This is a genomic window from Mesorhizobium abyssinicae, assembly GCF_049887195.1.
In the GTDB taxonomy this organism is placed as follows: Bacteria; Pseudomonadota; Alphaproteobacteria; order Rhizobiales; family Rhizobiaceae; genus Mesorhizobium; species Mesorhizobium abyssinicae.
Genome location: NZ_JARAKC010000002.1, coordinates 498643 through 521638, shown reverse-complemented (window position 1 = coordinate 521638; position 22996 = coordinate 498643). Strand labels below are relative to the sequence as shown.

The following is a 22996-nucleotide window of genomic DNA, read 5'->3' as shown; positions in this document are numbered from 1 at the left end:
CGCTATGGTTAAGGAAGTGCTTTCAAAACCAATGAGACTCTTTGCGGCAAAAGCGCGACGAAACATGAACGGATCGGGCGCCGGCTGCTGCGACGTGTCGTTGCGACTGCAAAATCCACGTGACAAAGTTTGACGTTTACGTAAAAAGAAGATCGGAGGCCGCCCAAAGGCGGATGGTTTTGCATCGGCCCGGGTCCTACGATCAAGTGGCTGAGGCAGCGGAGGAGCAAGCGGCATGTATAAGGCACCCGTCGAGGACATTTCGTTCACGCTGAAGCATGTCGCCGGTCTCAAGCCTGCGCTGGACGCCGGCACGTTCGGCGATCTCGGCGAAGACCTTGTCGACGCCATCCTGGCCGAAGCCGGCCGCTTCGCCAGCGAGGAGGTGGCGCCGCTCTACAAGATCGGCGACGAGCATGGCGCGGTGCTGCGGGATGCGGCCGTCACCATGCCCCCCGGCTGGAAGGAACTCTACCGGCGCTGGATCGACGGCGGCTGGAACGCGCTGTCAGGGCCGGAGGAATTTGGCGGCCAGGGCCTGCCGACCATGCTGGCCGTCGCCGCGCTCGAAATGTGGAACTCCGCCGCCATGGCTTTCGGCATCGGCCCGACGCTGAGCATGGGCGCGGTCGAGGCGCTCGACAAGCACGCCTCCGAGGCACTGAAGGAAAAATATCTGGCCAAGCTCGTTTCCGGCGAGTGGATGGGCACGATGAACCTGACCGAGCCGCAGGCGGGTTCCGACCTCGCCGCGCTGCGCACGCGCGCCGAACCTGCCGGTGACGGCACCTACCGCATCTTCGGCCAGAAGATCTTCATCACCTATGGCGAGCACGACTTCACCGACAACATCGTCCATCTGGTGCTGGCGCGGCTGTCCGACGCGCCGGCCGGCACGCGCGGCATTTCGCTGTTCCTGGTGCCGAAATTCCTGGTCGGCGACGATGGCGCTCTCGGCGCCCGCAACGACGTTTTCTGCTCCGGCCTCGAGCACAAGCTCGGCATCCACGCCTCGCCGACCTGCACCATGATCTATGGCGACGGTTTTCAGGGCACGACTCCCGGTGCCATCGGCTGGCTGATCGGCGAGGAGAACAAGGGCCTGGCCTGCATGTTCACCATGATGAACAATGCGAGGCTTGCCGTCGGCATGCAAGGCGTTGCGGTGGCCGAGACAGCGACGCAGAAAGCGATCGCCTACGCCAACGAGCGTCGCCAGGGCAAGGCGTCGGACTATTCAGGCTCCGGCATGGCGCCGATCGTCCATCACCCCGACGTGCAGCGCAATCTGCTCACCATGAAGGCGCTGACCCAGATCGCGCGCGCCATCAGCTATTCTTGCGCCCATGCCCTCGACCGCGCTCGCGTCGGCGAAGGTGAGGCCGCCGCCAATTGGCGCGATCGCGCCAACCTTTTGACGCCGCTGGCAAAAGCCTTTTCGACCGATGTCGGCGTCGAGGTCGCCTCATTGGGCGTCCAGGTGCATGGCGGCATGGGCTTCATCGAGGAGACAGGCGCGGCCGCGCTCTACCGTGACGCTCGCATCGCGCCGATCTACGAGGGTACCAATGGCATCCAGGCGATCGACCTGGTGGCGCGCAAGCTGCCGCTCGGCGGCGGCGAACATGTGCATCAGTACATTGGCGAGTTGAAAGCGATGGCGGACGCGGTGCGTACGTCCAACATCGAAGGCTTCGGCCGCACCGCGGACAATCTCGATAGGGCGCTCACCGATCTCGGCGAGGCGACACGCTTCCTGCAGACGCTGATGGCCGATGGCAAGGCTGATGCCGCCATGGCCGGGGCCACGCCTTATCTGCGTCTGATCTCGCTCGCCGCCGGCGGCGCCTATCTGGCGCAGGGCGGGCTTGCCGATCGCGGCCGCATCGCGCTCTGCCGCTTCTTTGCCGAAAACCTGCTCGGCGAGACGCGCGCCTTGAAGGAGCGCGTCATCGACGGGTCCGAAAGCCTCGCCGCCGCAGGCAGGGCACTGATTTCCGCCTAGAACATCCTGACATGCGAAGGAACTGACCGTGACAGACCACATCCTCGTCGAGCGCCAGAGCGCCGTGCAGATCATCCGCATGAACCGGCCTGACAAGAAGAACGCGCTGACCCGCGCCATGTATGCGAAGATGTCGGCAGCCCTTGCCGAGGGCGACGCCGATCCGGCGGTGCGCGTCCATGTCTTCCTCGGCGTCCCCGGCGCCTTTTCTTCCGGCAACGACCTTGCCGACTTCCTGGTCATCGCCACCGGCGGCGAAGGCGGCACCGAGGTCTGGGATTTCCTGATGGCGCTGGCCAAGGTGGAAAAGCCAATGGTGTCGGGCGTCGACGGCATCGCGATCGGCATCGGCACCACGCTCAATCTCCATTGTGACCTGACCTTTGCCACACCGCGCACCATCTTCCGCACGCCTTTCGTCGACCTCGGCCTGGTGCCTGAGGCGGGCTCCAGCCTGCTCGCGCCGCGGATCCTCGGCCAGCAGGGCGCCTTCGCCCTGCTCGGTCTCGGCGAGGCTTTCTCAGCCGAGCGTGCGAAAGCCGCCGGCCTGATCTACGACGTCGTCGAGGAAGGCGCGCTGGAAGCCGCGGTTCTGGCCGCTGCCAACGAGATCGCCGCCAAGCCGCCGCAGGCGCTGAAGATCGCGCGCGACCTGATGCGCGGCTCGCGCGACGATCTCGTCGCCCGCATCAAGGTCGAAAGCGAGCATTTCCGCGAGCGCCTGAAATCCGAGGAAGCGCGCGCCGCGCTCACCGCCTTCATGACGCGCAAGAAAGCGAGCTGATCCACGACACTGTCAGGTTGTGGCAGCTTCACGCGAAACTCGCGTCAAACGCGATTTTTGATCTGTACACCGCGGTTCTCGCGTCCTATCCCACGAACCGACGGGGCGGGGGCCTGGTCGGTGGAGAGGACATGGCCCGCAACATCGCTGCCGAGACGCAACCTTCCGAAACGATCAGGGGCATGCATTTGACGGATTGAGCGTCCGACATGTTTGCCGATGCCGCAAAGCCGCTGGCGCTGACCCTAAAACTCTGGTGGCGCTTCTGGCCGCAACTGGTCGCCATGGTGCTGCTGGGCATCGTGTTCGGTGACCTGTTCATGCAGATCGCCGCGCGCGCCGCCTTCTTCAACCACATGGCGGGGCTTGCGCTGCTGACGTTGGTCGCCCTGACGCAGCTCACCGTCACCGTCGCCATGTTCCAGACGCTGCTGCCTGTCCTGCCGGCGACACGTGCCGCGCAGCACGCGGCACGCAGCGAAGCTTCCGGTGAGGTGCGCAGCGGAGGCGCGCGGCTGGCGCGCATGGTCACCGTCGCGCTGCTGCCGTTCTTCGCCTACTACGCGGCCTGGGGGTTCCTGGGCGACACGGTGCGGCAATATTCGCGCGTCACGCTCGACATGGCGCCGTTCGGCGAAAGCGCGGGGAACGTGCTCGATGTGCTGGATTCGCGATGGCTTGTCCTGTCCGTCGCGATCTCATGGTTGATCCGGCGCTTCGCCAACGCAATGCAGAAGCGCGGCGAGGCGCGCTCCTTCTGGCAGATCGTCGTGGTGATCTGCGAGACAAACTGGATCTTCATCGGTCTCTACGTCATCTCGCGCTGGAAGGACGACGTCGTCGGCTGGTTCATGAGCCGCAACATCTTTTCCGTCCTGCAGGCCGCGGCGGACGGCATGGCCACTCCCATCGCAAGCGCCTTCGCCGATCCCATGGTTCCCGTCGAGGTCACGTCCGTCGACACGACGGCCAGGCTGGTGAGCCTGTTCTTCTATATGCTGCTGCCGGTGATCTGGCTGGTGCTGGCCGCGCTCATCTACGGCTACGACGTGCGTGACGACAAGGAACTGATGCGCGCGCATCAACGCGTCGAACGCCTGGGCGCGCGCTACAGCACCATTCCGAAATTCCTTCGCGATTTCGTCGAACACTTCATCAGCGGCTATCGCTCGCGCTATCTGCCGATCGCCAACGGTGTGCGCATCACGCTGAGCTCGGGCGTTGTGCTGGTCGTCACGCTGATCGTCGGCTACCGGCTGGTCGACTGGCTTGCCGCCTGGGCGTGGCTGGGCACGACGCGCCTCATCGGCCCGCATGAGCTCGACACCTGGCAGGTTCTCTCGCATGGCGTTTCCTTGCTGTTCGGCAGTCCGTTCCAGGACTCATCGACCGGCATCCTCGTCGAGCCGCTGCGCATCTGCTTCCTCGCCGCGATCCTCGAAACCGCATTCGCGTTGCCGAAGCGCCAGACCAGTGGAGACGCGCAGCCCACCGGTCCGAAAGGCGCGGCGGAAGTCGAGGCGCAAAATGCTTGAGACCGCCCGCTCGCGTCTGAAAGCCTGGATCGTTGCCGGTATCGGCACCGCGGCGGCGATTGCCGTTGCCGGTGTCCTGGGCGCCTTCGGCGCAAGGCACGAGCCGATGCCCGCGCTGGCACCAACCAGTCGGATCGAAACCGGCCAGTGGCTGCTGCAACCATTGAAGGCCTACGTCACGGAAGGGAAGGATGCATATGGCGCGCCGCTCAAGCCTGGCGGGAAAGCGCTCGTCCTCGAAGTCGAAATGACCAACCGCACGGCAAAGTCCTCGAAGGATTATTTCGAGATCCTGCGAGCGAGCCAAACAGCGGTCGATGCCGCGACAAAGCCTTTCATCGTGCTGATTCGCGACTCGACGCTGTCGCCGGAACTGCATCCCGGCATGCCGGAGCGCATGGCCTACATCTGGGAAATGCCGCCTGGCGCGGTGTCGCCGACGAGCTTCGACCTGACGGTCATCGGCAAGACCTATAAGCAGCGTGACAACCTCTACGGGTTGCCCGGCTGGTTCAATCCGACGCCGATCGGCACGCTGACGCTTGCGGTCGGTGCCGGGCCGGACACGGCGCAGGTCCAGCCATGATGCGGAAGATGGCCAACGTCATCCTGCTGCTCCTCGCGACCGCCCTCTGTTACGGCCTGCAAGTGTCGAAGCCGCACTATGCCGAACTGATCGGACCGATCCCGGCCTACGGCAAGCTGGGCGATGCGGTTGTCGGGCGCGGCTTCGAGGCGCGCGCCGCCAAGGTGGCTTTCGCGCGCAACCTGAAGGTCGACAGATATGGCCAGACCAAAGTGTTCACGACTGGCGGCATCTGGGCGGTGGTGACGGTCGAGTTTGCGGCAAGTGCGCAATCGACGACGGTGGCGGTCGCCTCCTGGCGCGGTCCTACGGGCCTCGCCTATGACCAGACCGAACGGCTGTCCTTTGCCGATGGCCTGCTTCGCGTGGCCATCGATCCCGGCCTGCCAAAAAAGGCGAGGCTGATCTTCGAAGTACGGCCGGACGAGGTGAGCAATGCCACATTGCTGATCTCCGAGAAACTGATGTCGGCGCTCGACTCGCAGGCCGAGATCTCGCTCGGACCGGTTGCTGCCGGAGCTGACGGCTTACCCGCCGACACTATCGACACGCTCGATCTGACGCAGCCGATCTGAAGGGGATGGCGCCAAATGACGGCAAGGAGTCTGGATTGGGAGAGCGGGCAGGGCGAACGGAAATGGCGTCGCCGCAGCCTTTGGGCTCTCCTCCTGCTCGTTCCGCTGGCACTGGCCGGGCAGGCCTATGACAGCGTCAAGACGCTGCTGGGCGGCGAGGATCTGTTTCCGCGCCAGGTCGCCTGGGGACAGAGCGCGCATTTCGGTGGCAGCGACTGGAAACTGACCGATCTGCGCGGCGCCTTCGGCATGTCGAACCTGCCGCCGGATTCGGTGCCGGTGCTGGCCGACTTCTCCGTAAAGGTTGGCGATCCCGATCTCCAGAAACTCTGGCTTGGGTGCAAGGTGATGCTGATCGATGCCGAAGGCAGGCGCTGGTCGCCGACATCGCTGGTGTCGCTGAAAGCGCCGGGCGATGTCCACACCTGCGTGTCGGCGATCTTCTCCGGCGCCAGACGCGGCGATACGTTGAATTTGCGTGAGACGTTCCTGGTGCCGAGGCAGGCGACCAAGACGATACGCCCGGCGGTCGGCCTCGCCAGCGAGAGGCCGCATTTCCTGTTCTTCCAACTGGAGAAGGATTGATCTCCGGCGCATCCAGCTAGGGATAGAGCCGCGTCTTGTCCCAGCCGCCTTCCGCGTTGCGCGAGAAGACCAGCCGGTCATGCAGGCGGAACGGCCGGTCGTGCCAGAACTCGATCGACTGCGGCACGATGCGGAAGCCCGACCAGTGTTTTGGCCGAGGGATCTCGCCGATCGGGTAACGCGCGGTGTATTCGGCCACCGCCTTCTCCAGCGCGAAGCGGCTTTCCAGCGGCCGTGACTGTTTCGAGGCCCAGGCGCCGATGCGGCTGCCGCGCGGCCGCGTCGCGTAATAGGCGTCGGCCTCGGCGTCGCTGACGATCTCCACCGGGCCGCGCACGCGCACCTGCCGGCGCAGCGACTTCCAGTGAAAGCACATCGCCGCCTTCATGCTGCCTAGAATTTCGCGGCCCTTGGCGCTTTCGAAATTCGTGTAGAAGACGAAACCGCCTTCATCGAACCCTTTCAGCAGCACCATCCGCACGTCAGGCATGCCATCGGCATCGACGGTCGCCAGCGCCACGCCGTTGGGGTCGTTGGGCTCGCTCCTGGTCGCGTCCTCCAACCAGGCGGCAAACAGCCGGAACGGCTCCGCAGCTTCGGTAAAGTCACTCGTTGTTAACTCAGTTTCGCTCATAGTTTTCCAAATTCTTACCGTAGCCGGAGGACATTGCCTGTTGTCGCGCATCATGCAAGCTTTTGACAGCAGGCAAAGGGGCGTTATCGCTTCGGCCAGCGTCAGGCTGATGGTCGCGGCCATGGCCCTGCCGCTAGCCGCTTGCGGCGCCGGCGGCTTCAGCCTGGAGAAGGCGGAAATCGACCGCTCGATCGTCACCGCCAGCGCGCCTTCCTCGCCCGCCGCGCCGGCGAGCGGCGATGAGGACTCGGATCAGACCACCATCGGCAATGCCGTCTCATCGGCCGACATCCTGGAACTTGGCGGCCAGGGGGTGCCATGGGCGAATGCCGGCACCGGGTCGCGCGGCTCGATCACTGAAATGGTCGAACTGAAGGACGCCGGCCTGACCTGCCGCCGTTTCACCGCTTCGCGCGAGAGTTTCGACGGGGTGTCGCTGTTCAAGGGCCAGCTCTGCATGGCCGCCGCCGGCGGCTGGCACATGCAGGAATTCAAGGCGCTCTGAATTCAGTCGCCGATCGCGTCTTGCGCCACTGGAATTTCTTCCTATGCGAGCGCATATAGGAAGCGACCATGAACTCATTTTCTCTTGCAGGCAGGATTAATGCGCGACCCCTATGAGGTGCTGGGCGTTGCCAAAAACGCATCGGCGAAGGACATAAAATCGGCGTACCGCAAACTCGCCAAGAAGCATCATCCGGACCAGAATCCGAATGATCCCAAGGCGAAGGACCGTTTTGCCGCCGCCAACCAGGCCTACGAGATCGTCGGCGACGAGAAAAACCGCGCCGCTTTCGATCGCGGGGAGATCGACGCCGACGGCAAGCCGAAATTCCAGGGTTTCGAGGGCGCTGCCGGCGGTGGCGACCCGTTCGCCGGCTTCCGCCGACAGCAAGGCCCGGGCGGCGCGCATTTCGAATTCCGCTCTGGCAGGCCGGGCGGCGATCCGTTCGATGGCAACAGCGACATCTTCAGCCAGATCTTCGGCGACGCCTTCTCCGGCGCCCGCGGCGCCGGCAGGAGCGGCGACCGTCGTCAGCCGGTCCAGGCCCCCGACCTCAACGTCACGCTCGACGTCACCATCGAGGAGGCAGCCACCGCCGAGAAGGTGACGGCGATGTTCCCCGACGGTCGCAAGATGGCGGTGAAGCTGCCGGCCTATGTCGAGGACGGCCAGACCATCCGTCTGAAGGGCCAGGGCGAGCAGGGACCGGGCCAGCCGGGCGACGCGCTGGTCAAGATCCATATCCGCCGCCATCCGCGCTACCGTGTCGAGGGTCGCGACCTGCATGCCGATCTGCCGGTGGCGCTGGCCGACGCGGTGCTGGGCGCCAAGGTGGCGGTCGAGACACCAACCGGCCGCCTCGCGGTCAATGTCCCGGCATGGTCGAGCTCCGACAAGGTGCTGCGGCTGAAAGGCAGGGGTTTGCCGGAGAAAACCGGCGGCCATGGCGATCTCTATGTCCATGTCAGGCTGATGCTGCCCGAGGGCGGCGACAGCGAGCTGGAAGCGCTGATGCGTCGCCAGAAGGGCTGAGCTTTGGCGTTTTCTCCCCCGGACAGTCCGCTTTGAGTGCTTGAAGGGGCTCTGTGCCTGTGCGATAGGCTCTCCACAAAGCAGACATTCTTGCGGAGAACGCTCACATGGCGGGTGGACAGGGCCTGATGGCCGGCAAGCGCGGGCTGATCCTCGGCGTTGCGAACAATCGGTCGATCGCCTTCGGCATCGCCAAGGCGTGCGTCGATCACGGCGCCGAGATCGCGCTGACCTATCAGGGCGAAGCCTTCAAGAAGCGCGTCGAGCCGCTGGCGGCGGAGCTCAACGCCCATGTCGCCGGTCATTGCGACGTCACCGACCCGGCAAGCCTCGATGCCGTCTTCGCAGACATCGCCAAACATTGGGGCAAGCTCGACTTCCTCGTCCATGCCATCGCGTTTTCCGACAAGGACGAATTGACCGGCCGTTATGTCGAGACGACGCGCGACAATTTCCTGCGCACCATGGACATCTCGGTGTTCTCTTTCACCACCATCGCCAAGCGCGCCGAGCCGCTGATGACCGATGGCGGCTCGCTGTTGACGCTGACCTATTACGGCGCCGAAAAGGTGATGCCGCACTACAACGTCATGGGTGTGGCAAAGGCTGCGCTGGAAGCGAGCGTGCGTTATCTCGCCGTCGATCTCGGCGCCAAGAAGATCCGCGTCAACGCCATCTCCGCCGGCCCGATCAAGACGCTTGCCGCCTCCGGCATCGGCGACTTCCGCTACATCCTGAAGTGGAACGAGTACAACGCGCCGCTGAAGCAGACGGTCACCCAGGAAGAGGTCGGCGATTCCGGCGTCTATTTCCTGTCGGATCTGTCGCGCGGCGTCACCGGCGAGGTCCATCACGTCGATTCGGGCTACCACGTCGTCGGCATGAAGGCGGTCGACGCGCCCGACATCTCGACCGTCAAGGAATAAGCGCGTCGGACGACCATCCCCCCGCCTGCAGTCTGCCTGATCTTTCGCCGGAAGACCTGATGTATCCGCTCGTCTACATCGTGCGCCACGGACAGACGCAATGGAACACCGAGCGTCGCCTGCAGGGTCAGGCCGATACCGACATCAATGAGCTTGGACGCCAGCAGGCGACTGGCAATGGCCGGCGCTTGGCCGCGATGATCGGCAAGGGTGAGGATTTCGACTTTGTCGCCAGCCCGATGCGGCGCACGTGCGAAACGATGGAACTGATGCGGGCGGCAATGGGGCTCGACCCGCTCGCTTACCGGACAGAACCGCGTCTGGTGGAGTTGAGCTTCGGCGACTGGCAGGGTTTTACGTTTCGTGAGCTCGAAGCCCGGCTTCCGGGATCGACCCGCGGGCGCCGCTCGGCCAAATGGGATTTCCAGCCGCCCGGAGAGGGGGCGGAAAGCTATGAGATGCTGCTCGAGCGGATCAAGCCATGGTTCGACGCGCTCGACCGGCAGACGGTCTGCGTCACCCATGGCGGCGTGATGCGCTGCCTTTTCCGCTTCGTCATGGGCCTGTCAAAACAGGAGGCGGCGGGCCTGGAAATCCCTCAGGACCAACTGCTCCGGCTGCAGGGCCGGAGCCTGGAGTGGCTGTGAGGGCTGCGGCCTGTCGAATTCAGATCAGGCCGGCCTCATCTTAGATCTAGTTGGCGTCGCTATCCGGCAGCTGCATGTCGGTGACCACATTCTCGCCATTGGTCACGTCAAAGGCGATGACGATGTCCATGCCCGGCTGCAGCGCGTCGAGATCGGTTTCGGCGTTGAGCTTGTAGGACTTGCCGTCGTCCAGCGTCAGCGTCAGCGTGTCCTTGTCGACCTTCTTGATCAGGCCCTCGGTCTGGCCGGCAAACGCGGCGGCGGTGGAAATCATCAGCATGGCGGCAACAGCGCCAATCAGGGTACGCATCGTCGTCCTCATTATCATTGCGCCGGCATGGCTAGCGGCGGATCCTCAACGGCGGATGGAAGAAAGCAGAAACCAAGCGAATGTGTCAAAAGTAAAACTGGCTTCGTCACGACCTATTTCGTTCGAGGTGCGATCGCGAGTTCCAACGACGGTTCCTTTCACGAGCAATGAGTGGCAGCCACTCGCGCGGCGTGCTCTTGATCATTGCGGCAGGGTGGGGCAGCAGCCCTGGCCATTCGTGGCAGCGCGGGTCTCCCGCACACACAGTTTGACCACTTTGCAAAACGCCAATAGAAGGCAGCGTGCAGCGTCGCGCGTGCTTTTTGACGCGCAAAGGACGCTGCACCACTTTGGACTTCCGGCTCCGCCGCCGGGCAGGGCGTTTTCCATGTCTCACAACACTTTCGGCCACCTGTTCCGCGTCACCACATGGGGTGAGAGCCATGGGCCGGCGCTCGGCTGCGTCGTCGACGGCTGCCCGCCCGGCATCCGTTTCAAGCGTGAGGACATCCAGACCGAACTCGACAAGCGTCGCCCCGGCCAGTCGCGTTTCGTGACGCAGCGCCGCGAGCCGGACGAGGTCAAGATACTCTCCGGCTTCATCCTCGACGAGGACGGCGAGACGATGATCACCACCGGCACGCCGGTGTCGATGCTGATCGAGAATGTCGACCAGCGTTCCAAGGATTATGGCGAGATCGCCCGCCAGTACCGGCCGGGCCATGCCGACTACACCTATGAGGTCAAATACGGCCTGCGCGACTACCGCGGCGGCGGCCGTTCCTCGGCCCGCGAGACGGCAGCTAGAGTGGCGGCAGGCGCCTTGGCCCGCAAGGTGGTGCCCGGCATGGTGGTGCGCGGCGCGCTGGTCTCCATGGGCGAGAAGTCGATCGACCGCGCCAACTGGAACTGGAACTTCATCGGCGATGCCGACAATCCGTTCTTCACCCCGGACCCCGCCTCGGTCCCCGTCTTCACCCAATATCTCGACGCCATCCGCAAGGCGGGCTCCTCGGTCGGCGCCATAATCGAGATCGTCGCCGAAGGCGTGCCGGCCGGCCTTGGCGCGCCGATCTATGCCAAGCTCGACCAGGACATCGCGTCCGGCCTGATGTCGATCAATGCCGTCAAGGGGGTCGAGATCGGCAATGGTTTCGAGGCAGCCCGCATCACCGGCGAACAGAATGCCGACGAGATGCGCATGGGCAATGACGGCAAGCCGGTGTTTTTGTCCAACCACGCCGGCGGCATCCTGGGCGGCATCTCGACCGGGCAGGCGATCGTCGCCCGTTTCGCCGTCAAGCCGACATCGTCGATCCTGACTCCGCGCAAATCGATCGACAAGGACGGCAACGACGTCGAGGTGATGACCAAGGGCCGCCACGACCCCTGCGTCGGCATCCGCGCCGTGCCGATCGGCGAGGCCATGGTTGCCTGCGCCATCGCCGATCACTATCTGCGGCACAGAGGACAGACGGGGAAAGGAATAGGGGAGTAAGGCAATAGGGGAATATGTTACGTCGCGTTTCGCCACGCCAAATTTTTTCCTTTTCCCTACTTCCTTACTGCCCTATTCCCCTACTCCCTGGCGAGCGAAGCGAGCATTTCCATGCCATACGACCAGAAGAAGATCGTCGAAGCCATCCGCGCCTTCGAGCGCGGCGAGATCGTCGTCGTCATGGACGATGACGGGCGCGAGAACGAGGGCGACCTGATCGTCGCCGCGGTCCACTGCACGCCGGAGAAGATGGCCTTCATCGTCCGCAATACCTCCGGCATCGTCTGCACGCCGATGCCGCGCGAGGAGGCAAAGCGCCTCAACCTTGCGCCGATGGTGGCCGACAACGATTCCGCCCACACCACCGCCTTCACCGTCAGCGTCGATTTCAAGCACGGCACCACGACCGGCATCTCCGCCGACGACCGCACGCTCACCGTGCGCAACCTTGCCAACGGCAATGTCGGCGCCTCCGATTTCGTCCGTCCCGGACATATCTTCCCGCTGGTCGCCCGCGAGGGCGGGGTGCTGATGCGCTCCGGCCATACCGAAGCGGCCGTCGACCTCTGCAAGCTTGCCGGCCTGCCGCCGATCGGCGTCATTTCCGAACTGGTCAACGACGACGGCACCGTCAAGCGCGGGCCGGAGGTTCAGGCCTTTGCCGAGAAGCATGGCCTGAAACAGGTCTCGGTCGCCGATCTCATCGCCTACCGGCAGCGCAAGGAAACGCTGGTCGAGCGCGTCGCCTGTTCCGACATCGACACGCTTGGCGGCAAGGCGCAGGTCTTCACCTACACGCTGCCCTGGGATTCGATGCATCACGTCGCGATCGTCTTCGGCGATATCCGCGACGGCGAGGAGGTGCCGGTGCGCCTGCATTCGGAGGATGTCGTCACCGACGTGTTCGGCACCAGCCACCGGCTCGACGCCATCATGAAGGCGATGGGCGAGCGCAAGCGAGGCGTCATCGTCTATCTGCGCGAGGGTTCGGTCGGCGTCGCCCATCAGGAGCGCAAGCGGCCGGTGAGCGGCGAGCGCGAGGATCATGAGGAAGCCCGCCGGCGCGAAAGCGAATGGCGCGAAATCGGCCTCGGCGCGCAGATCCTGAAAGATTTGGGCATTTCGTCGATCAACCTGATCGCCTCGCGCGAGCGCCACTATGTCGGCCTCGAAGGTTTCGGCATCCATATCGCCAAGACCGAGATCCTCTAAGGCGCCAGGCCCCTTGCAGGACCGGACGCGCACGACATCACTCCGCGGGAACCGCCTCCGCCTCACATCCGGCAAGATCGCAATCCGGACCGGCCAGGCTGCGCTGGCCGATAAGAACCGTCGCCAGCGCGATCGCGCCCGCCGCCACCGACACAAGAAAGCCGTTCTGGGCGCCGAACGCGTCCACCACCGCGCCGGCGGCGAAGGAGCCGAGCGCCATGCCGATACCGATTCCGGTCGTCACCCAGGTGATGCCCTCGGTCAGCATCGCTTCGGGCACGCGCCGCTCGATCAGGCCGAAGGCGGTGATGAAGGTCGGCGAGATCGCCAGGCCGCTGACGAACACGGCAAGCGCCAGCAGCGGTACCGTGCCGGCGGCCAGCAGCGGCAGCGTGGTGAGCGCGATGACGGCGACGGCGACAGCCAGCTGGCGTTGCAGCGGCGCTTTCAGGTTGAGCGCGCCGATGATGATGCCGAGCACGAACGAGCCGAGTGCGTAGACGCCGATGACGAGGCTTGCCGCTTCCGGTTGGCCGAGCTCCTTGGTGATCGCCACGGTGCTGACTTCCGTGGTGGCGAAAGTGGCGCCGATGAAGATCAGGGCGAACGTTATGACCTGAACCGGCCGCAGGCGGATCGCTGAGCCGCGTGAACCATGTTCCTGTGGCCGCACGTTGGGTTCGGTCGCGCGCTGCAGGATGAAGGCCGCCGAGCCGAATGCCAGGAACAGAGTGCTGGCAAGCATGCCCGCTTCCGGGAACAGCGCGGTGCTCAACCCGACCGACAGCGATGCGCCGGCGATATAGACCAGTTCATCCGCCGCAGACTCGAAGGCGAAAGCGGTGTTCAGCTCCGGGCGGTCACGGAAGATCTCCGTCCAGCGGGCGCGCACCATCGCCGGTATGCTGGGCATGGCAGCGGCAAGCAGTGCCGAGGCGAACAGCGTCCATATCGGCCAGTCCTGGTTGGCCGCCGCGATCAGCACTGCGAAGGCGAGCACGGCGATCACCGTCGTCGGCGCGACGATGCGCGTCTGACCGAGGCGATCCACCAGCCGCGATATTTGCGGCGCAATAAACGCGTTCACCAGCGCGAAACTCGCCGAAACGGCGCCGGCCAGCCAGTATTCGCCATGCGTCTGCGACAGCATGGCGACGATCCCGATCGGCGCCATGGCGATCGGCAGCCTGGCAACGAAGCCAGCCGCCGCGAAACCCTTGGTGCCGGGGGCTCGAAATATTTCCGAATAGGGATTTTGCATGCTCTGGCTCCTCGACAAGGGACGGATCGGCAATTACATACGTTGCGTATGAAATCAGATAGATCATACGCCGCGTATGTCAATTGGCATACGATGCGTATGTAAGTTGGGCCAGACCGCATGCACCGACCTCGCAAGGAGATGATCGCCGAGACGCGCGCCAAGCTGATCGCGGCCGCCCGCCACGCTTTCGGCACCATCGGCTATGCGGACGCCTCGATGGATGATTTCACCGCCTCGGCCGGGCTGACGCGCGGCGCGCTCTATCACCACTTCGGCGACAAGAGGGGATTGCTGCAGGCGGTCATCGCCGAGATCGACGGCGAGATGGCTGCCCGGGTGAACGAGGTGGCGGCGAGGGCGCCGACCCGCTGGCAGCATTTCGTCGACGAATGCACCACTTACATCGAACTGGCGCTGGAGCCGGAGATCCAGCGCATCATGTTCCGCGATGCTCCGGCGGTACTGGGTGATCCCGCGCAGTGGCCGAACGCCAGCGCATGCACGGCGTCGATGACCGATCACCTGACCAGGCTGCAGGAGGAGGGGGTGGTCGTGGCCGACCTCGATCCCGAGACCACGGCGCGGCTGATCAACGGCGCGAGCAGCCAGGCTGCGCAGCGGATCGCCAATTCGCAGGATCCGGAAGCGACGTCGAAAAAGGCGGTGGCTGCGTTCAAGCAACTGCTCGAGGGGCTGCGCAAGCAGCCCTGAGCACACGGTCAGCTAACCATGACGCGCGGTTTGTGCACCGGTTTTAGGTCGGCGCGGCGTCGCCAAGATTGACAATCGCCGGGGCGAGCGCATCCTCCTCAACCATCTCTGAGGCGGGAGAGTCGGGCCATGTGGGACTTCAGCATCGGCCGGTCGGTGTCCATCATGATCAGGACATGGCCTTTCATCGTCTTTCGCATGGTTGTCTATTTCGGCATCACGCTGGCCTACATCATGGCGACCGGGACCGGGGCCAGCGTCGGCTATGGCGTCGGCCACATCTCCACCGATCCCGATGGGCCGCTCTCCTTCGCGCTATGGGGTGGCGTGGTCGGCTTCGGCATCGTCTCGGTAGCCGTCTACTGGATCCGCGAATACATCCTCTACGTCCTCAAGGCCGGGCATATCGCCGTCATGGTCCATCTGATCGACGGCCAGGACGTTCCCGACGGCCAGAACCAGATCTCCTATGCCAGGGCCGTGGTGACCGAGCGTTTCGCCGAGGCCAATGTGCTGTTCGTGATCGACCAGCTGGTCAAGGGCGCCATCCGCGCCATCACCGGCCTCATCGGCGGCATCGCCGCCTTCCTGCCCATTCCCGGTCTCAACGGCTTTGTCAGTTTCATCAACACGGTGATCCGCATGTCGCTGACCTATGTCGACGAGATCATCCTCGGCTACAACATCCGCATCAATTCCACCTCGCCCTTCGAGACCGCCCGGCAAGGCGTCGTGCTCTATGCGCAGAACGGCAAGACCATGGTCAAGAACGCGGTCTGGCTGGCCGTGATCATGTGGGGCGTGTCCTTCGTCATCTTCCTGTTGATGCTGGCGCCGGCCGGCGCCATCCTCTGGGTCATGCCAGGCCAGCTTGCCGGCTGGGCCTTCGTTCTGGCCATCGTCTTTGCCTGGGCCTTCAAGGCCGCCTTCATCGAGCCCTTCGCCATCGCCTCGCTGATGCAGGTCTATTTCGCCACCATCGAGGGCCAGGCGCCCAATCCGGACTGGGACCGCCGGCTGGCGGAAGCCTCCTCGAAATTCCGCGAACTGAAGGACAAGGCGCTGGCCTCGTTCGGCGGCTCGCGCTGGACGCAGCCGGCACCCCAATAGCCGGGAAACCAGCCTAATCCCTGTTGAACGTTCCTCTTTGGCGGCGCGAAAACATGGCCAAACCGGTCTTGCGCGCCTATATCGGGGCATGGTCACCAGGCTTTACACCCACCCGGTCTTCCTCGAACACCTGACCCCGCCCGGCCACCCCGAGCGGCCCGACCGCCTGCGCGCCATCGAGCGCGTGCTGGACGACGAGGCATTTTCGGCGCTCGACCGGGTCAAGGCGCCGGAAGGCGACCAGGCGACCATCCTCTATGCGCATCCCGAGAATCACGTCGTACGCGTGCGCGCCGCCATTCCGGAAACCGGCATCGCTTCGATCGATGCCGACACCAGCGCCAGCCCGAAGAGCTGGCAGGCGGCGGTGACGGCGATCGGCGCCGCCAATGCCGCCGTCGACGACGTTTTCGACGGCCGCGCCGCCAATGTCTTCGTCGCCGCCCGGCCGCCCGGCCACCATGCCGAGAAGACCACGGCCATGGGCTTTTGCCTGTTCAACACCGCGGCGATCGCCGCTCGCTACGCGCAGAAGAGGCACCAGGCCGAGCGCGTCGCCATCGTCGACTGGGACGTCCATCACGGTAACGGCACGCAGGATATCTTCTGGGATGACCCTTCGGTGCTCTATTGCTCGACGCACCAGATGCCGCTTTATCCGGGCACCGGCGCCAAGGGCGAGACCGGCGCCGGCAACATTGTCAACGCGCCGCTGGCGCCGCGCACCGGCAGCGACACGTTCCGTGACGCCTTCCTGTCACGCGTGCTGCCGTCGATCGACAATTTCGCGCCCGACCTGATCATCATTTCCGCCGGATTCGACGCGCACCATCGCGACCCGCTGGCCGAGATCAACCTGACCGAGGAGGATTTCGACTGGGCAACGGGTCAGCTGATGGAGCGCGCCGCGCGCCACAGCGGCAATCGGCTCGTCAGCCTGCTCGAGGGTGGCTACGATCTGCAGGGACTGGCATTTTCGGTCGCCGCCCATGTCGGGCGGCTGATGAAGGGATGAATTATGGCTGGTGAAGCTAACGAGGACGTCAAGGCGATGAGCTTCGAGCAGGCGCTCGACGCGCTGGAGAAGATCGTCGACGATCTTGAGCGCGGTGACGTGCCGCTCGACCAGTCGATCAAGATCTATGAGCGCGGCGAGGCGCTGAAAGTCCATTGCGACCGGTTGCTGAAGGCGGCCGAGGACAAGGTCGAGAAGATCAGGCTCTCGCGCGACGGCAAGCCGGTTGGCACGGAGCCGCTCGACGCCGAGTAAGGTGTATTGATATTCAGCCGGCCTGCAAATGGCGGCTTCCTGCGCTTGCGGTGGTGCATAATCCGCGCAGGCGGGGATCGGGCAGCAGGTAAGGAGTTTAAGCTATGTGCCGCAACATCAAGACCCTGGCCAATTTCGAACCGCCGGCAACTAATGACGAAGTGCATGACGCGGCACTTCAGTTCGTGCGCAAGCTGAGCGGATCGACCAAACCCTCAAAGCGCAATGAGCACGCCTTCCATCACGCCGTCGAGGCGATCGCCGCCATCGCGCGTGAATTGATCGACTCGCTCGAGACCAACCAGGAGCCACGCAATCGCGAGGAAGAGGCGGCCAAGGCGAAGGCCAGGTCCGCCCTCCGTTTCGCCTGAGGTCGAGATGAGCTTCTTTCCGGGAAACGATCCTGAGCCTGGCGATGCGTTCGCCTGCGACCAGATCGAGCTGATGGTCGTACCTAACGCCAAGGACATTGGTGGCTTCGAGGTTCGCCGCGCGCTGCCCACCGCGAAGCGTCGTCTGGTCGGCCCGTTCATCTTCTTCGATCGCATGGGCCCGGCCATCCTGCGCGCCGGCCACGCGCTCGATGTGCGCCCTCATCCCCATATCGGCCTGTCGACGGTGACCTACCTTTTCGATGGCAAGATCAGGCATCGCGATTCGCTCGGCACCGAAATGGTGATCGCGCCGGGCGATGTGAACCTGATGACCGCCGGCCGCGGCATCGTCCATTCCGAGCGCACGCCGGAGGAACTGCGCGGCGCGCCGATGTCGATCTCCGGCCTGCAGACCTGGCTGGCGCTGCCGGACGGCAAGGAGGAGGTTGCTCCGGTCTTCGAGAACACGGCCGTGATCCGCTTGCCCGAGATCGATGCCGAGGGCATCAGCGGCCGCGTCATCATCGGCGCTTTTTCCGGTCTGCGCTCGCCGGTTTCGACCGCCTCGGACACCCTTTATGCCGACCTGAGGCTGGCGCCCGGCGCCAGCGTCAAGATCCCGCCCGATGCCGAGGAGCGCGCCATCTACACGCTGGAAGGCGAGGTCTCGATTGCGGGCGACCGTTTCCCGGCCGAGCGGCTGCTGGTGTTCAAACCGGGCGACGAAATCGTCGTTTCGTCCGAGCGCGGCGCCCATTTCATGCTATTCGGCGGCGCCTCGCTCGGCTCCAGGCGCTACATCTGGTGGAACTTCGTTTCGTCGTCGAAGGAACGCATCGAACAGGCGAAAGAGGAATGGAAGACCGGCCGCTTCGATATCGTTCCTGGAGACGAGGAAGAGTTCATTCCGTTACCGGACAATTAACGCCAGAAGCATCCGCGTCATTGACACGCATTTACATTCGCCGGGCGGCGGCATATTTCGCCCATGATCAACGTGCATGAACGTCAGGTTTGACCAGGCCCCTTAGCCGTGAACGCAAAGCCCGATACGCCGCTCCTCGACAAGGTCCGCATCCCCGCGGATCTGAGGACGCTTGACGAAAGCGAGCTGCCGCAGCTCGCCTCGGAGCTGCGCGACGAGCTGATCGACGCCGTCTCGCACACCGGCGGCCATCTTGGCGCCGGGCTCGGCGTGGTCGAACTGACCGTTGCGCTCCACTATGTCTTCAACACCCCGGACGACCGGCTGATCTGGGATGTCGGCCACCAGGCCTATCCGCACAAGATCCTGACCGGCCGGCGCGACCGCATCCGCACCCTGCGGCAGGAGGGCGGCCTTTCCGGCTTCACCCGGCGTGCCGAGAGCGAATACGACCCGTTCGGCGCCGCCCATTCCTCGACCTCGATTTCCGCCGGTCTCGGCATGGCGATGGGCCGCGACCTCTCCGGCGGCCGCAACAACGTCATTGCCGTCATCGGCGACGGCGCCATGTCGGCCGGCATGGCCTATGAGGCGATGAACAATGCCGGCGCGCTCGATGCCCGGCTGATCGTCATCCTCAACGACAACGACATGTCCATCGCGCCGCCGACCGGGGCGATGAGCGCCTATCTGGCGCGGCTCGCCTCCGGCAAGGCCTATCTCGGCCTGCGTGATTTCGGCAAGAAGCTGACCTCTTATCTCGGCAAGCGCGCCGATCGCGCCATCACACGAGCCGTCGAGCATGCGCGCGGCTACGTCACCGGCGGCACGCTGTTCGAGGAGCTCGGCTTCTATCACATCGGCCCGATCGACGGGCACAATCTCGAGCACCTGATCCCGGTGCTGAAGAACGTCCGCGACAATGGTGACGGCCCGGTGCTGATCCATGTCGTGACCCAGAAGGGCAAGGGCTACGCGCCGGCCGAAGCCGCCGCCGACAAATATCACGGCGTCAACAAGTTCGACGTCATCACCGGCGCGCAGGCCAAGGCGCCTGCCAACGCGCCGAGCTACACCAAGGTCTTCGCCGAAAGCCTGGTCCAGGAGGCGCGCGAGGACGACCGCATCGTCGCCATCACCGCCGCCATGCCGAGCGGCACCGGCCTCGATCTCTTCGGCGAGGCCTTCCCGGCCCGGACCTTCGATGTCGGCATCGCCGAGCAGCATGCCGTGACCTTCGCCGCCGGCTTTGCCACGGAAGGCTACAAGCCTTTCTGCGCCATCTATTCGACCTTCCTGCAGCGCGCTTACGACCAGGTCGTCCACGACGTGGCGATCCAGAAGCTGCCGGTGCGCTTCCCGATCGACCGCGCCGGCTTTGTCGGCGCCGACGGCGCCACCCATTGCGGCGCCTTCGACACCACCTTCCTCGCCTCGCTGCCGGGCTTCGTCGTCATGGCCGCCGCCGACGAGGCGGAACTTCGCCACATGGTGCGCACCGCCGCTCACTATGACGAGGGTCCGATCGCCTTCCGCTACCCGCGCGGCAACGGCGTCGGCGTCGACATGCCGGAGCGCGGCTCGGTGCTCGACATCGGCAAGGGCCGCATTCTCAAGGAAGGCACCAAGGTGGCGCTACTTTCCTTCGGCACCCGCCTGCAGGATTGTCTGATCGCCGCCGAGGAACTCGGCGCCGCCGGGCTATCCGCCACCGTCGCCGACGCCCGTTTCGCCAAGCCGCTGGACGAGGATCTCGTGCGCCGGCTCGCCCGCTCGCATGAGGTGCTGGTGACGGTGGAAGAGGGCGCGGTCGGCGGCTTTGCCAGCCAGGTGCTACAGTTCCTCGCTCATCAAGGCCTTCTGGAAGGCGGCCTCAAGGTGCGCCCGCTCGTGCTGCCGGACGCGTTCACCGATCACGCCAAGCCCGAGAAGATGTACGCCGATGCGGGCCTGGACGCGGCCGGCATCGTGCGCACGGTGTTCGCCGCCCTCGGCCACGCGGCCAGCGCCAGAAGCGCCTGACTCAAGATATCAGCATCCTGAATCGCTTTGCCGGCTTGCTGTCGTAATCGATTGTTTACGCTGCCATTTGGCGCTTTGCTTACCCTGTCTCTTGGCCGTTTCTCAACGGCGGCCTGCTAGAAGCCTGCCGAGGGATAGGGGCAACGACAATGAACAGGTTTCTGTGCGGCATCGCCTTTTTGGCGCTCGCCGCTGGACCGGCGAAGGCCGAGACGCGCTACGACCGCAATCTCGAAAAAGCGGCTATTGACATAGTCGCCGGCAAGATCGGCGGCATCCGCGGAGGCTTCTCCTACAAGCAGGTTCCGCAGCTCGTCGTGCTGCCCGAGACCGCGCCGGCGGTGCCGGTCGAGCCGCAGCCCCGGCAAGCTTCCGGCGACAGGAATGACGGTCTGGCGCCCGCCGTCGAACGGCCGGTTTCGCGGACCATCTTCTAATCCCCTTCTTGCCTTCGCGACCGGCTTTCGCCAAGGAAGGCCGATGAACTCCACTTTGCCAGCCAGCGCGCGCCTCAGGCTCGACGAACTGCTCGTCCAGCGCGGCCTGTTCGCCAGCCGCTCGCGCGCCCGCGACGCCGTCGAGCGCGGCACCGTAACGGTTGACGGCACCATCGCCCGCAAGCCCGGCCAGAGCGTCCAGGCCGATTGCCTCGTTGCAATCGACGACCCAGCGCAGGCCTATGTCTCGCGCGCGGCGCTGAAGCTGATCGCCGGGCTTGACCGGTTCGGCCTCGACCCCACCGGCAGCGAAGCGCTCGATATCGGCGCCTCGACCGGCGGCTTCACCCAGGTGCTGCTCGAGCGCGGCGCCGCGCACGTCACCGCGATCGATGTCGGCCACGGCCAGATGCATCCGGAGATCTCAGGCGATCCGCGCGTCACGGCCATCGAGGGCCTCAATGCCCGCGATCTCTCGTCCGCCGACCTGGGCGGCGTTGTCCCCGATTTCATCGTCTGCGATGTCAGCTTCATCTCGCTGAAGCTGGCGCTGCCGCCGGCTCTTGCCCTCGCCGGAGATGGCGCCAGGGCGCTGCTTCTGGTCAAGCCGCAATTCGAGGCCGGCCGCGAGGCGATCGGCAAGGGCGGCCTGCTCAGGGATCAGGCTGACGCCGAACGCATCGCCGGCCTGCTCGGCGACTGGCTTGGCGGCATTCCCGGCTGGCGCGTGCTGGGGCGGCATCCTTCGCCGATCGAGGGCGGCGACGGCAACCGCGAATTCCTGCTCGCCGCCATCAAGGATGAAAAATGAGCGCGCGTTTCACCATCGCCAGGCTTGGCTCGCAGGGCGACGGCATCGCCGAGGCCGACGGCGGCGAGGTCTTTATTCCCTTCACGCTGCCGGGCGAGACGGTCACCGCCGCCCGCGAAAAGCACCGCGCCACGCTGATGTCGGTGCTGGAGGCATCGCCGCTCAGGATCGATCCGGCCTGCCGGCATTTCACCGAATGCGGCGGCTGCGCGCTGCAGCATTTCGAGGCTGAAGCCTACCGCCAGTGGAAGCGCGACAAGGTTATGCAGGCATTGAAGGCCAAGGGCATCGCTTTCGATGTCGCGGCGCTGGTGCCATGCGCGCCCGAGACCCGTCGCCGCGTCGTCTTCAGCGCCCGGCGCACCGAGGCCGGCATGCTGCTTGGTTTCGTGCGCGCGCTTTCCTCGGAGATCATTCCGATCGAGGAATGCCCGATCTCGCTGCCGGCGATCGTTGCCGCGCTGGGTCGCCTGCGGGCGTTGGCCGACCTGGTCTGCGCCACTTCGAAAGCCTTCCACATGACCGTCACCGTGACCGCATCCGGTCTGGATGTCGCGGTCCAGGACGGAGGCAAGCTCGGCGATCATCAGCGCCGCATCGCGTCGAATTTCGTCACCGCCGAGGGGTTGGCCAGACTATCGGTCGATGGTGAGATCGTCGTCGAGCCGAAGAAGCCTGTGGTGCAGTTTGGATCGGTCGCCGTAGCCGTGCCGCCCGGCGCTTTCATGCAGGCGACCGAAGCCGCCGAGCGGACCATGGCCGAGCTGGTCGGCCAGCACCTGTCGCGCGCAAAAAAGGTCGCCGACCTGTTCGCCGGCTGCGGCAGCTTCGCGCTGCGGCTTGCGGCGAAGTCGGAGGTTCATGCCGTCGAAGGCGACGCGCCGGCCCTTGCAGCGCTCGACCGCGCCTTCCGTTTTGCCAACGGACTGAAGCGGGTGACCAGCGAGCGCCGCGACCTGTTCCGGCGGCCGCTGACGTTCAAGGAATTGAACGCCTTCGACGGCCTGGTCTTCGATCCGCCGCGCGCCGGAGCCGAGGACCAGTCGAAGCAGATCGCCCGCTCGGACGTGCCGCTGGTGGCCGCAGTGTCCTGCAACCCGGTGACGCTGGCGCGGGATCTGCGCATCCTGATCGATGGCGGTTACGCGCTGAAAAGTGTCGCTCCGATCGACCAGTTCCTGTGGTCGCCGCATGTCGAGGCCGTCGCACTGCTGGAGAAGCCGAAGCGAAGGCGGTAA

Annotated in this window: 25 protein-coding genes; 22 read left to right on the top strand and 3 right to left on the bottom strand. The window is 64.9% G+C overall.

Annotation, left to right across the window (positions count from 1 at the left end; genetic code table 11):
- Nucleotides 1-235: 235 nt before the first annotated feature.
- From PU724_RS07055 to PU724_RS07030, 6 genes are all read left to right on the top strand, one after another.
- Nucleotides 236-2005, top strand: a complete 1770-nt coding sequence (locus PU724_RS07055) for an acyl-CoA dehydrogenase family protein (RefSeq protein WP_354421011.1) — start codon at nt 236-238, stop codon at nt 2003-2005.
- Nucleotides 2006-2033: 28 nt separating this feature from the next.
- Nucleotides 2034-2789, top strand: coding sequence for a crotonase/enoyl-CoA hydratase family protein (locus PU724_RS07050; protein ID WP_354421009.1), 756 nt, complete (start codon nt 2034-2036; stop codon nt 2787-2789).
- Between the two features lie 209 nt (nt 2790-2998).
- Nucleotides 2999-4324 carry a hypothetical protein gene (locus PU724_RS07045; RefSeq protein ID WP_354421007.1) on the top strand — a complete coding sequence of 442 codons (1326 nt, stop codon included), beginning with the start codon at nt 2999-3001 and terminating at the stop codon, nt 4322-4324.
- Nucleotides 4317-4910: a hypothetical protein gene (locus PU724_RS07040; protein WP_354421005.1), complete on the top strand. Its 594-nt coding sequence runs from the start codon at nt 4317-4319 to the stop codon at nt 4908-4910. The genes PU724_RS07045 and PU724_RS07040 overlap by 8 nt, the downstream gene beginning before the upstream one ends.
- Nucleotides 4907-5485, top strand: coding sequence for a hypothetical protein (locus PU724_RS07035; RefSeq protein WP_354421003.1), 579 nt, complete (start codon nt 4907-4909; stop codon nt 5483-5485). The genes PU724_RS07040 and PU724_RS07035 overlap by 4 nt, the downstream gene beginning before the upstream one ends.
- A gap of 15 nt (nt 5486-5500) precedes the next feature.
- Nucleotides 5501-6070, top strand: coding sequence for a hypothetical protein (locus PU724_RS07030; RefSeq protein ID WP_127283564.1), 570 nt, complete (start codon nt 5501-5503; stop codon nt 6068-6070).
- 16 nt (nt 6071-6086) lie between these two features.
- On the opposite strand, the gene pdxH is transcribed toward PU724_RS07030, so the two are convergent.
- On the bottom strand, nt 6087-6704 hold the full coding sequence (gene pdxH / locus PU724_RS07025; protein WP_292103146.1) for a pyridoxamine 5'-phosphate oxidase: 618 nt from the start codon (nt 6702-6704) through the stop codon (nt 6087-6089).
- A gap of 40 nt (nt 6705-6744) precedes the next feature.
- Here pdxH and PU724_RS07020 point away from each other — a divergent pair, with 40 nt between their 5' ends.
- The 4 genes from PU724_RS07020 (at nt 6745) to PU724_RS07005 (ending at nt 9814) form a co-directional block, all read left to right on the top strand.
- The gene (locus tag PU724_RS07020) at nt 6745-7209 is read left to right on the top strand and encodes an RT0821/Lpp0805 family surface protein (protein ID WP_128274979.1); all 465 of its coding nucleotides are present in this window, start codon (nt 6745-6747) and stop codon (nt 7207-7209) included.
- 99 nt (nt 7210-7308) lie between these two features.
- On the top strand, nt 7309-8241 hold the full coding sequence (locus PU724_RS07015; protein WP_354421000.1) for a DnaJ C-terminal domain-containing protein: 933 nt from the start codon (nt 7309-7311) through the stop codon (nt 8239-8241).
- A 107-nt stretch (nt 8242-8348) separates the two neighbouring features.
- The gene (fabI, locus tag PU724_RS07010) at nt 8349-9167 is read left to right on the top strand and encodes an enoyl-ACP reductase FabI (RefSeq protein WP_127282527.1); all 819 of its coding nucleotides are present in this window, start codon (nt 8349-8351) and stop codon (nt 9165-9167) included.
- 59 nt (nt 9168-9226) lie between these two features.
- Nucleotides 9227-9814 carry a histidine phosphatase family protein gene (locus tag PU724_RS07005; RefSeq protein WP_128276159.1) on the top strand — a complete coding sequence of 196 codons (588 nt, stop codon included), beginning with the start codon at nt 9227-9229 and terminating at the stop codon, nt 9812-9814.
- A 46-nt stretch (nt 9815-9860) separates the two neighbouring features.
- Here PU724_RS07005 and PU724_RS07000 read toward each other — a convergent pair whose 3' ends face one another.
- Complete coding sequence (locus PU724_RS07000) at nt 9861-10124, bottom strand: DUF1344 domain-containing protein (protein WP_127282525.1); 264 nt, start codon at nt 10122-10124, stop codon at nt 9861-9863.
- A gap of 388 nt (nt 10125-10512) precedes the next feature.
- Here PU724_RS07000 and aroC point away from each other — a divergent pair, with 388 nt between their 5' ends.
- Together aroC and ribB are read left to right on the top strand one after the other, a co-directional pair.
- The gene (gene aroC / locus PU724_RS06995; protein ID WP_292349216.1) at nt 10513-11622 is read left to right on the top strand and encodes a chorismate synthase; all 1110 of its coding nucleotides are present in this window, start codon (nt 10513-10515) and stop codon (nt 11620-11622) included.
- A 111-nt stretch (nt 11623-11733) separates the two neighbouring features.
- Entirely contained in the window at nt 11734-12834 is a 1101-nt protein-coding gene (ribB, locus tag PU724_RS06990) for a 3,4-dihydroxy-2-butanone-4-phosphate synthase (RefSeq protein ID WP_354420996.1), read from the top strand.
- A gap of 37 nt (nt 12835-12871) precedes the next feature.
- On the opposite strand, the gene PU724_RS06985 is transcribed toward ribB, so the two are convergent.
- Complete coding sequence (locus tag PU724_RS06985) at nt 12872-14095, bottom strand: MFS transporter (RefSeq protein ID WP_354420994.1); 1224 nt, start codon at nt 14093-14095, stop codon at nt 12872-12874.
- Between the two features lie 120 nt (nt 14096-14215).
- Between PU724_RS06985 and PU724_RS06980 the strand changes: the two genes are divergently transcribed.
- The 10 genes from PU724_RS06980 (at nt 14216) to PU724_RS06935 (ending at nt 22996) form a co-directional block, all read left to right on the top strand.
- Nucleotides 14216-14809: a TetR/AcrR family transcriptional regulator gene (locus tag PU724_RS06980; protein WP_126055934.1), complete on the top strand. Its 594-nt coding sequence runs from the start codon at nt 14216-14218 to the stop codon at nt 14807-14809.
- A 129-nt stretch (nt 14810-14938) separates the two neighbouring features.
- Nucleotides 14939-15919: a hypothetical protein gene (locus PU724_RS06975; protein WP_354420992.1), complete on the top strand. Its 981-nt coding sequence runs from the start codon at nt 14939-14941 to the stop codon at nt 15917-15919.
- 88 nt (nt 15920-16007) lie between these two features.
- Entirely contained in the window at nt 16008-16934 is a 927-nt protein-coding gene (locus tag PU724_RS06970) for a histone deacetylase family protein (RefSeq protein WP_354420990.1), read from the top strand.
- A gap of 3 nt (nt 16935-16937) precedes the next feature.
- A complete protein-coding gene (locus tag PU724_RS06965) occupies nt 16938-17189 on the top strand; it encodes an exodeoxyribonuclease VII small subunit (RefSeq protein ID WP_127282519.1) in 252 nt (83 codons plus the stop codon).
- Between the two features lie 104 nt (nt 17190-17293).
- Nucleotides 17294-17560, top strand: a complete 267-nt coding sequence (locus tag PU724_RS06960; protein WP_127282518.1) for a DUF2277 domain-containing protein — start codon at nt 17294-17296, stop codon at nt 17558-17560.
- 7 nt (nt 17561-17567) lie between these two features.
- Nucleotides 17568-18488 carry a pirin family protein gene (locus PU724_RS06955; protein WP_127310676.1) on the top strand — a complete coding sequence of 307 codons (921 nt, stop codon included), beginning with the start codon at nt 17568-17570 and terminating at the stop codon, nt 18486-18488.
- 108 nt (nt 18489-18596) lie between these two features.
- Entirely contained in the window at nt 18597-20510 is a 1914-nt protein-coding gene (dxs, locus tag PU724_RS06950) for a 1-deoxy-D-xylulose-5-phosphate synthase (RefSeq protein ID WP_354420988.1), read from the top strand.
- 149 nt (nt 20511-20659) lie between these two features.
- Nucleotides 20660-20947: a hypothetical protein gene (locus PU724_RS06945; RefSeq protein WP_354420986.1), complete on the top strand. Its 288-nt coding sequence runs from the start codon at nt 20660-20662 to the stop codon at nt 20945-20947.
- A 43-nt stretch (nt 20948-20990) separates the two neighbouring features.
- The gene (locus PU724_RS06940; protein ID WP_354420984.1) at nt 20991-21758 is read left to right on the top strand and encodes a TlyA family RNA methyltransferase; all 768 of its coding nucleotides are present in this window, start codon (nt 20991-20993) and stop codon (nt 21756-21758) included.
- Complete coding sequence (locus tag PU724_RS06935) at nt 21755-22996, top strand: class I SAM-dependent RNA methyltransferase (RefSeq protein ID WP_354420982.1); 1242 nt, start codon at nt 21755-21757, stop codon at nt 22994-22996. Before PU724_RS06940 ends, PU724_RS06935 begins: the two co-directional genes overlap by 4 nt.

Bases quoted from the DNA above. Each gene is read 5' to 3' on its own strand.
- PU724_RS07055 (WP_354421011.1), top strand. From the start codon at position 236: ATGTATAAGGCACCCGTCGAGGACATTTCGTTCACGCTGAAGCATGTC.
- PU724_RS07045 (WP_354421007.1), top strand. From the start codon at position 2,999: ATGTTTGCCGATGCCGCAAAGCCGCTGGCGCTGACCCTAAAACTCTGG.
- PU724_RS07040 (WP_354421005.1), top strand. From the start codon at position 4,317: ATGCTTGAGACCGCCCGCTCGCGTCTGAAAGCCTGGATCGTTGCCGGT.
- PU724_RS07035 (WP_354421003.1), top strand. From the start codon at position 4,907: ATGATGCGGAAGATGGCCAACGTCATCCTGCTGCTCCTCGCGACCGCC.
- PU724_RS07030 (WP_127283564.1), top strand. From the start codon at position 5,501: ATGACGGCAAGGAGTCTGGATTGGGAGAGCGGGCAGGGCGAACGGAAA.
- pdxH (WP_292103146.1), bottom strand. From the start codon at position 6,704: ATGAGCGAAACTGAGTTAACAACGAGTGACTTTACCGAAGCTGCGGAG.
- PU724_RS07015 (WP_354421000.1), top strand. From the start codon at position 7,309: ATGCGCGACCCCTATGAGGTGCTGGGCGTTGCCAAAAACGCATCGGCG.
- fabI (WP_127282527.1), top strand. From the start codon at position 8,349: ATGGCGGGTGGACAGGGCCTGATGGCCGGCAAGCGCGGGCTGATCCTC.
- PU724_RS07005 (WP_128276159.1), top strand. From the start codon at position 9,227: ATGTATCCGCTCGTCTACATCGTGCGCCACGGACAGACGCAATGGAAC.
- PU724_RS07000 (WP_127282525.1), bottom strand. From the start codon at position 10,124: ATGCGTACCCTGATTGGCGCTGTTGCCGCCATGCTGATGATTTCCACC.
- aroC (WP_292349216.1), top strand. From the start codon at position 10,513: ATGTCTCACAACACTTTCGGCCACCTGTTCCGCGTCACCACATGGGGT.
- ribB (WP_354420996.1), top strand. From the start codon at position 11,734: ATGCCATACGACCAGAAGAAGATCGTCGAAGCCATCCGCGCCTTCGAG.
- PU724_RS06985 (WP_354420994.1), bottom strand. From the start codon at position 14,095: ATGCAAAATCCCTATTCGGAAATATTTCGAGCCCCCGGCACCAAGGGT.
- PU724_RS06980 (WP_126055934.1), top strand. From the start codon at position 14,216: ATGCACCGACCTCGCAAGGAGATGATCGCCGAGACGCGCGCCAAGCTG.
- PU724_RS06975 (WP_354420992.1), top strand. From the start codon at position 14,939: ATGTGGGACTTCAGCATCGGCCGGTCGGTGTCCATCATGATCAGGACA.
- PU724_RS06970 (WP_354420990.1), top strand. From the start codon at position 16,008: ATGGTCACCAGGCTTTACACCCACCCGGTCTTCCTCGAACACCTGACC.
- PU724_RS06965 (WP_127282519.1), top strand. From the start codon at position 16,938: ATGGCTGGTGAAGCTAACGAGGACGTCAAGGCGATGAGCTTCGAGCAG.
- PU724_RS06960 (WP_127282518.1), top strand. From the start codon at position 17,294: ATGTGCCGCAACATCAAGACCCTGGCCAATTTCGAACCGCCGGCAACT.
- PU724_RS06955 (WP_127310676.1), top strand. From the start codon at position 17,568: ATGAGCTTCTTTCCGGGAAACGATCCTGAGCCTGGCGATGCGTTCGCC.
- PU724_RS06945 (WP_354420986.1), top strand. From the start codon at position 20,660: ATGAACAGGTTTCTGTGCGGCATCGCCTTTTTGGCGCTCGCCGCTGGA.
- PU724_RS06940 (WP_354420984.1), top strand. From the start codon at position 20,991: ATGAACTCCACTTTGCCAGCCAGCGCGCGCCTCAGGCTCGACGAACTG.
- PU724_RS06935 (WP_354420982.1), top strand. From the start codon at position 21,755: ATGAGCGCGCGTTTCACCATCGCCAGGCTTGGCTCGCAGGGCGACGGC.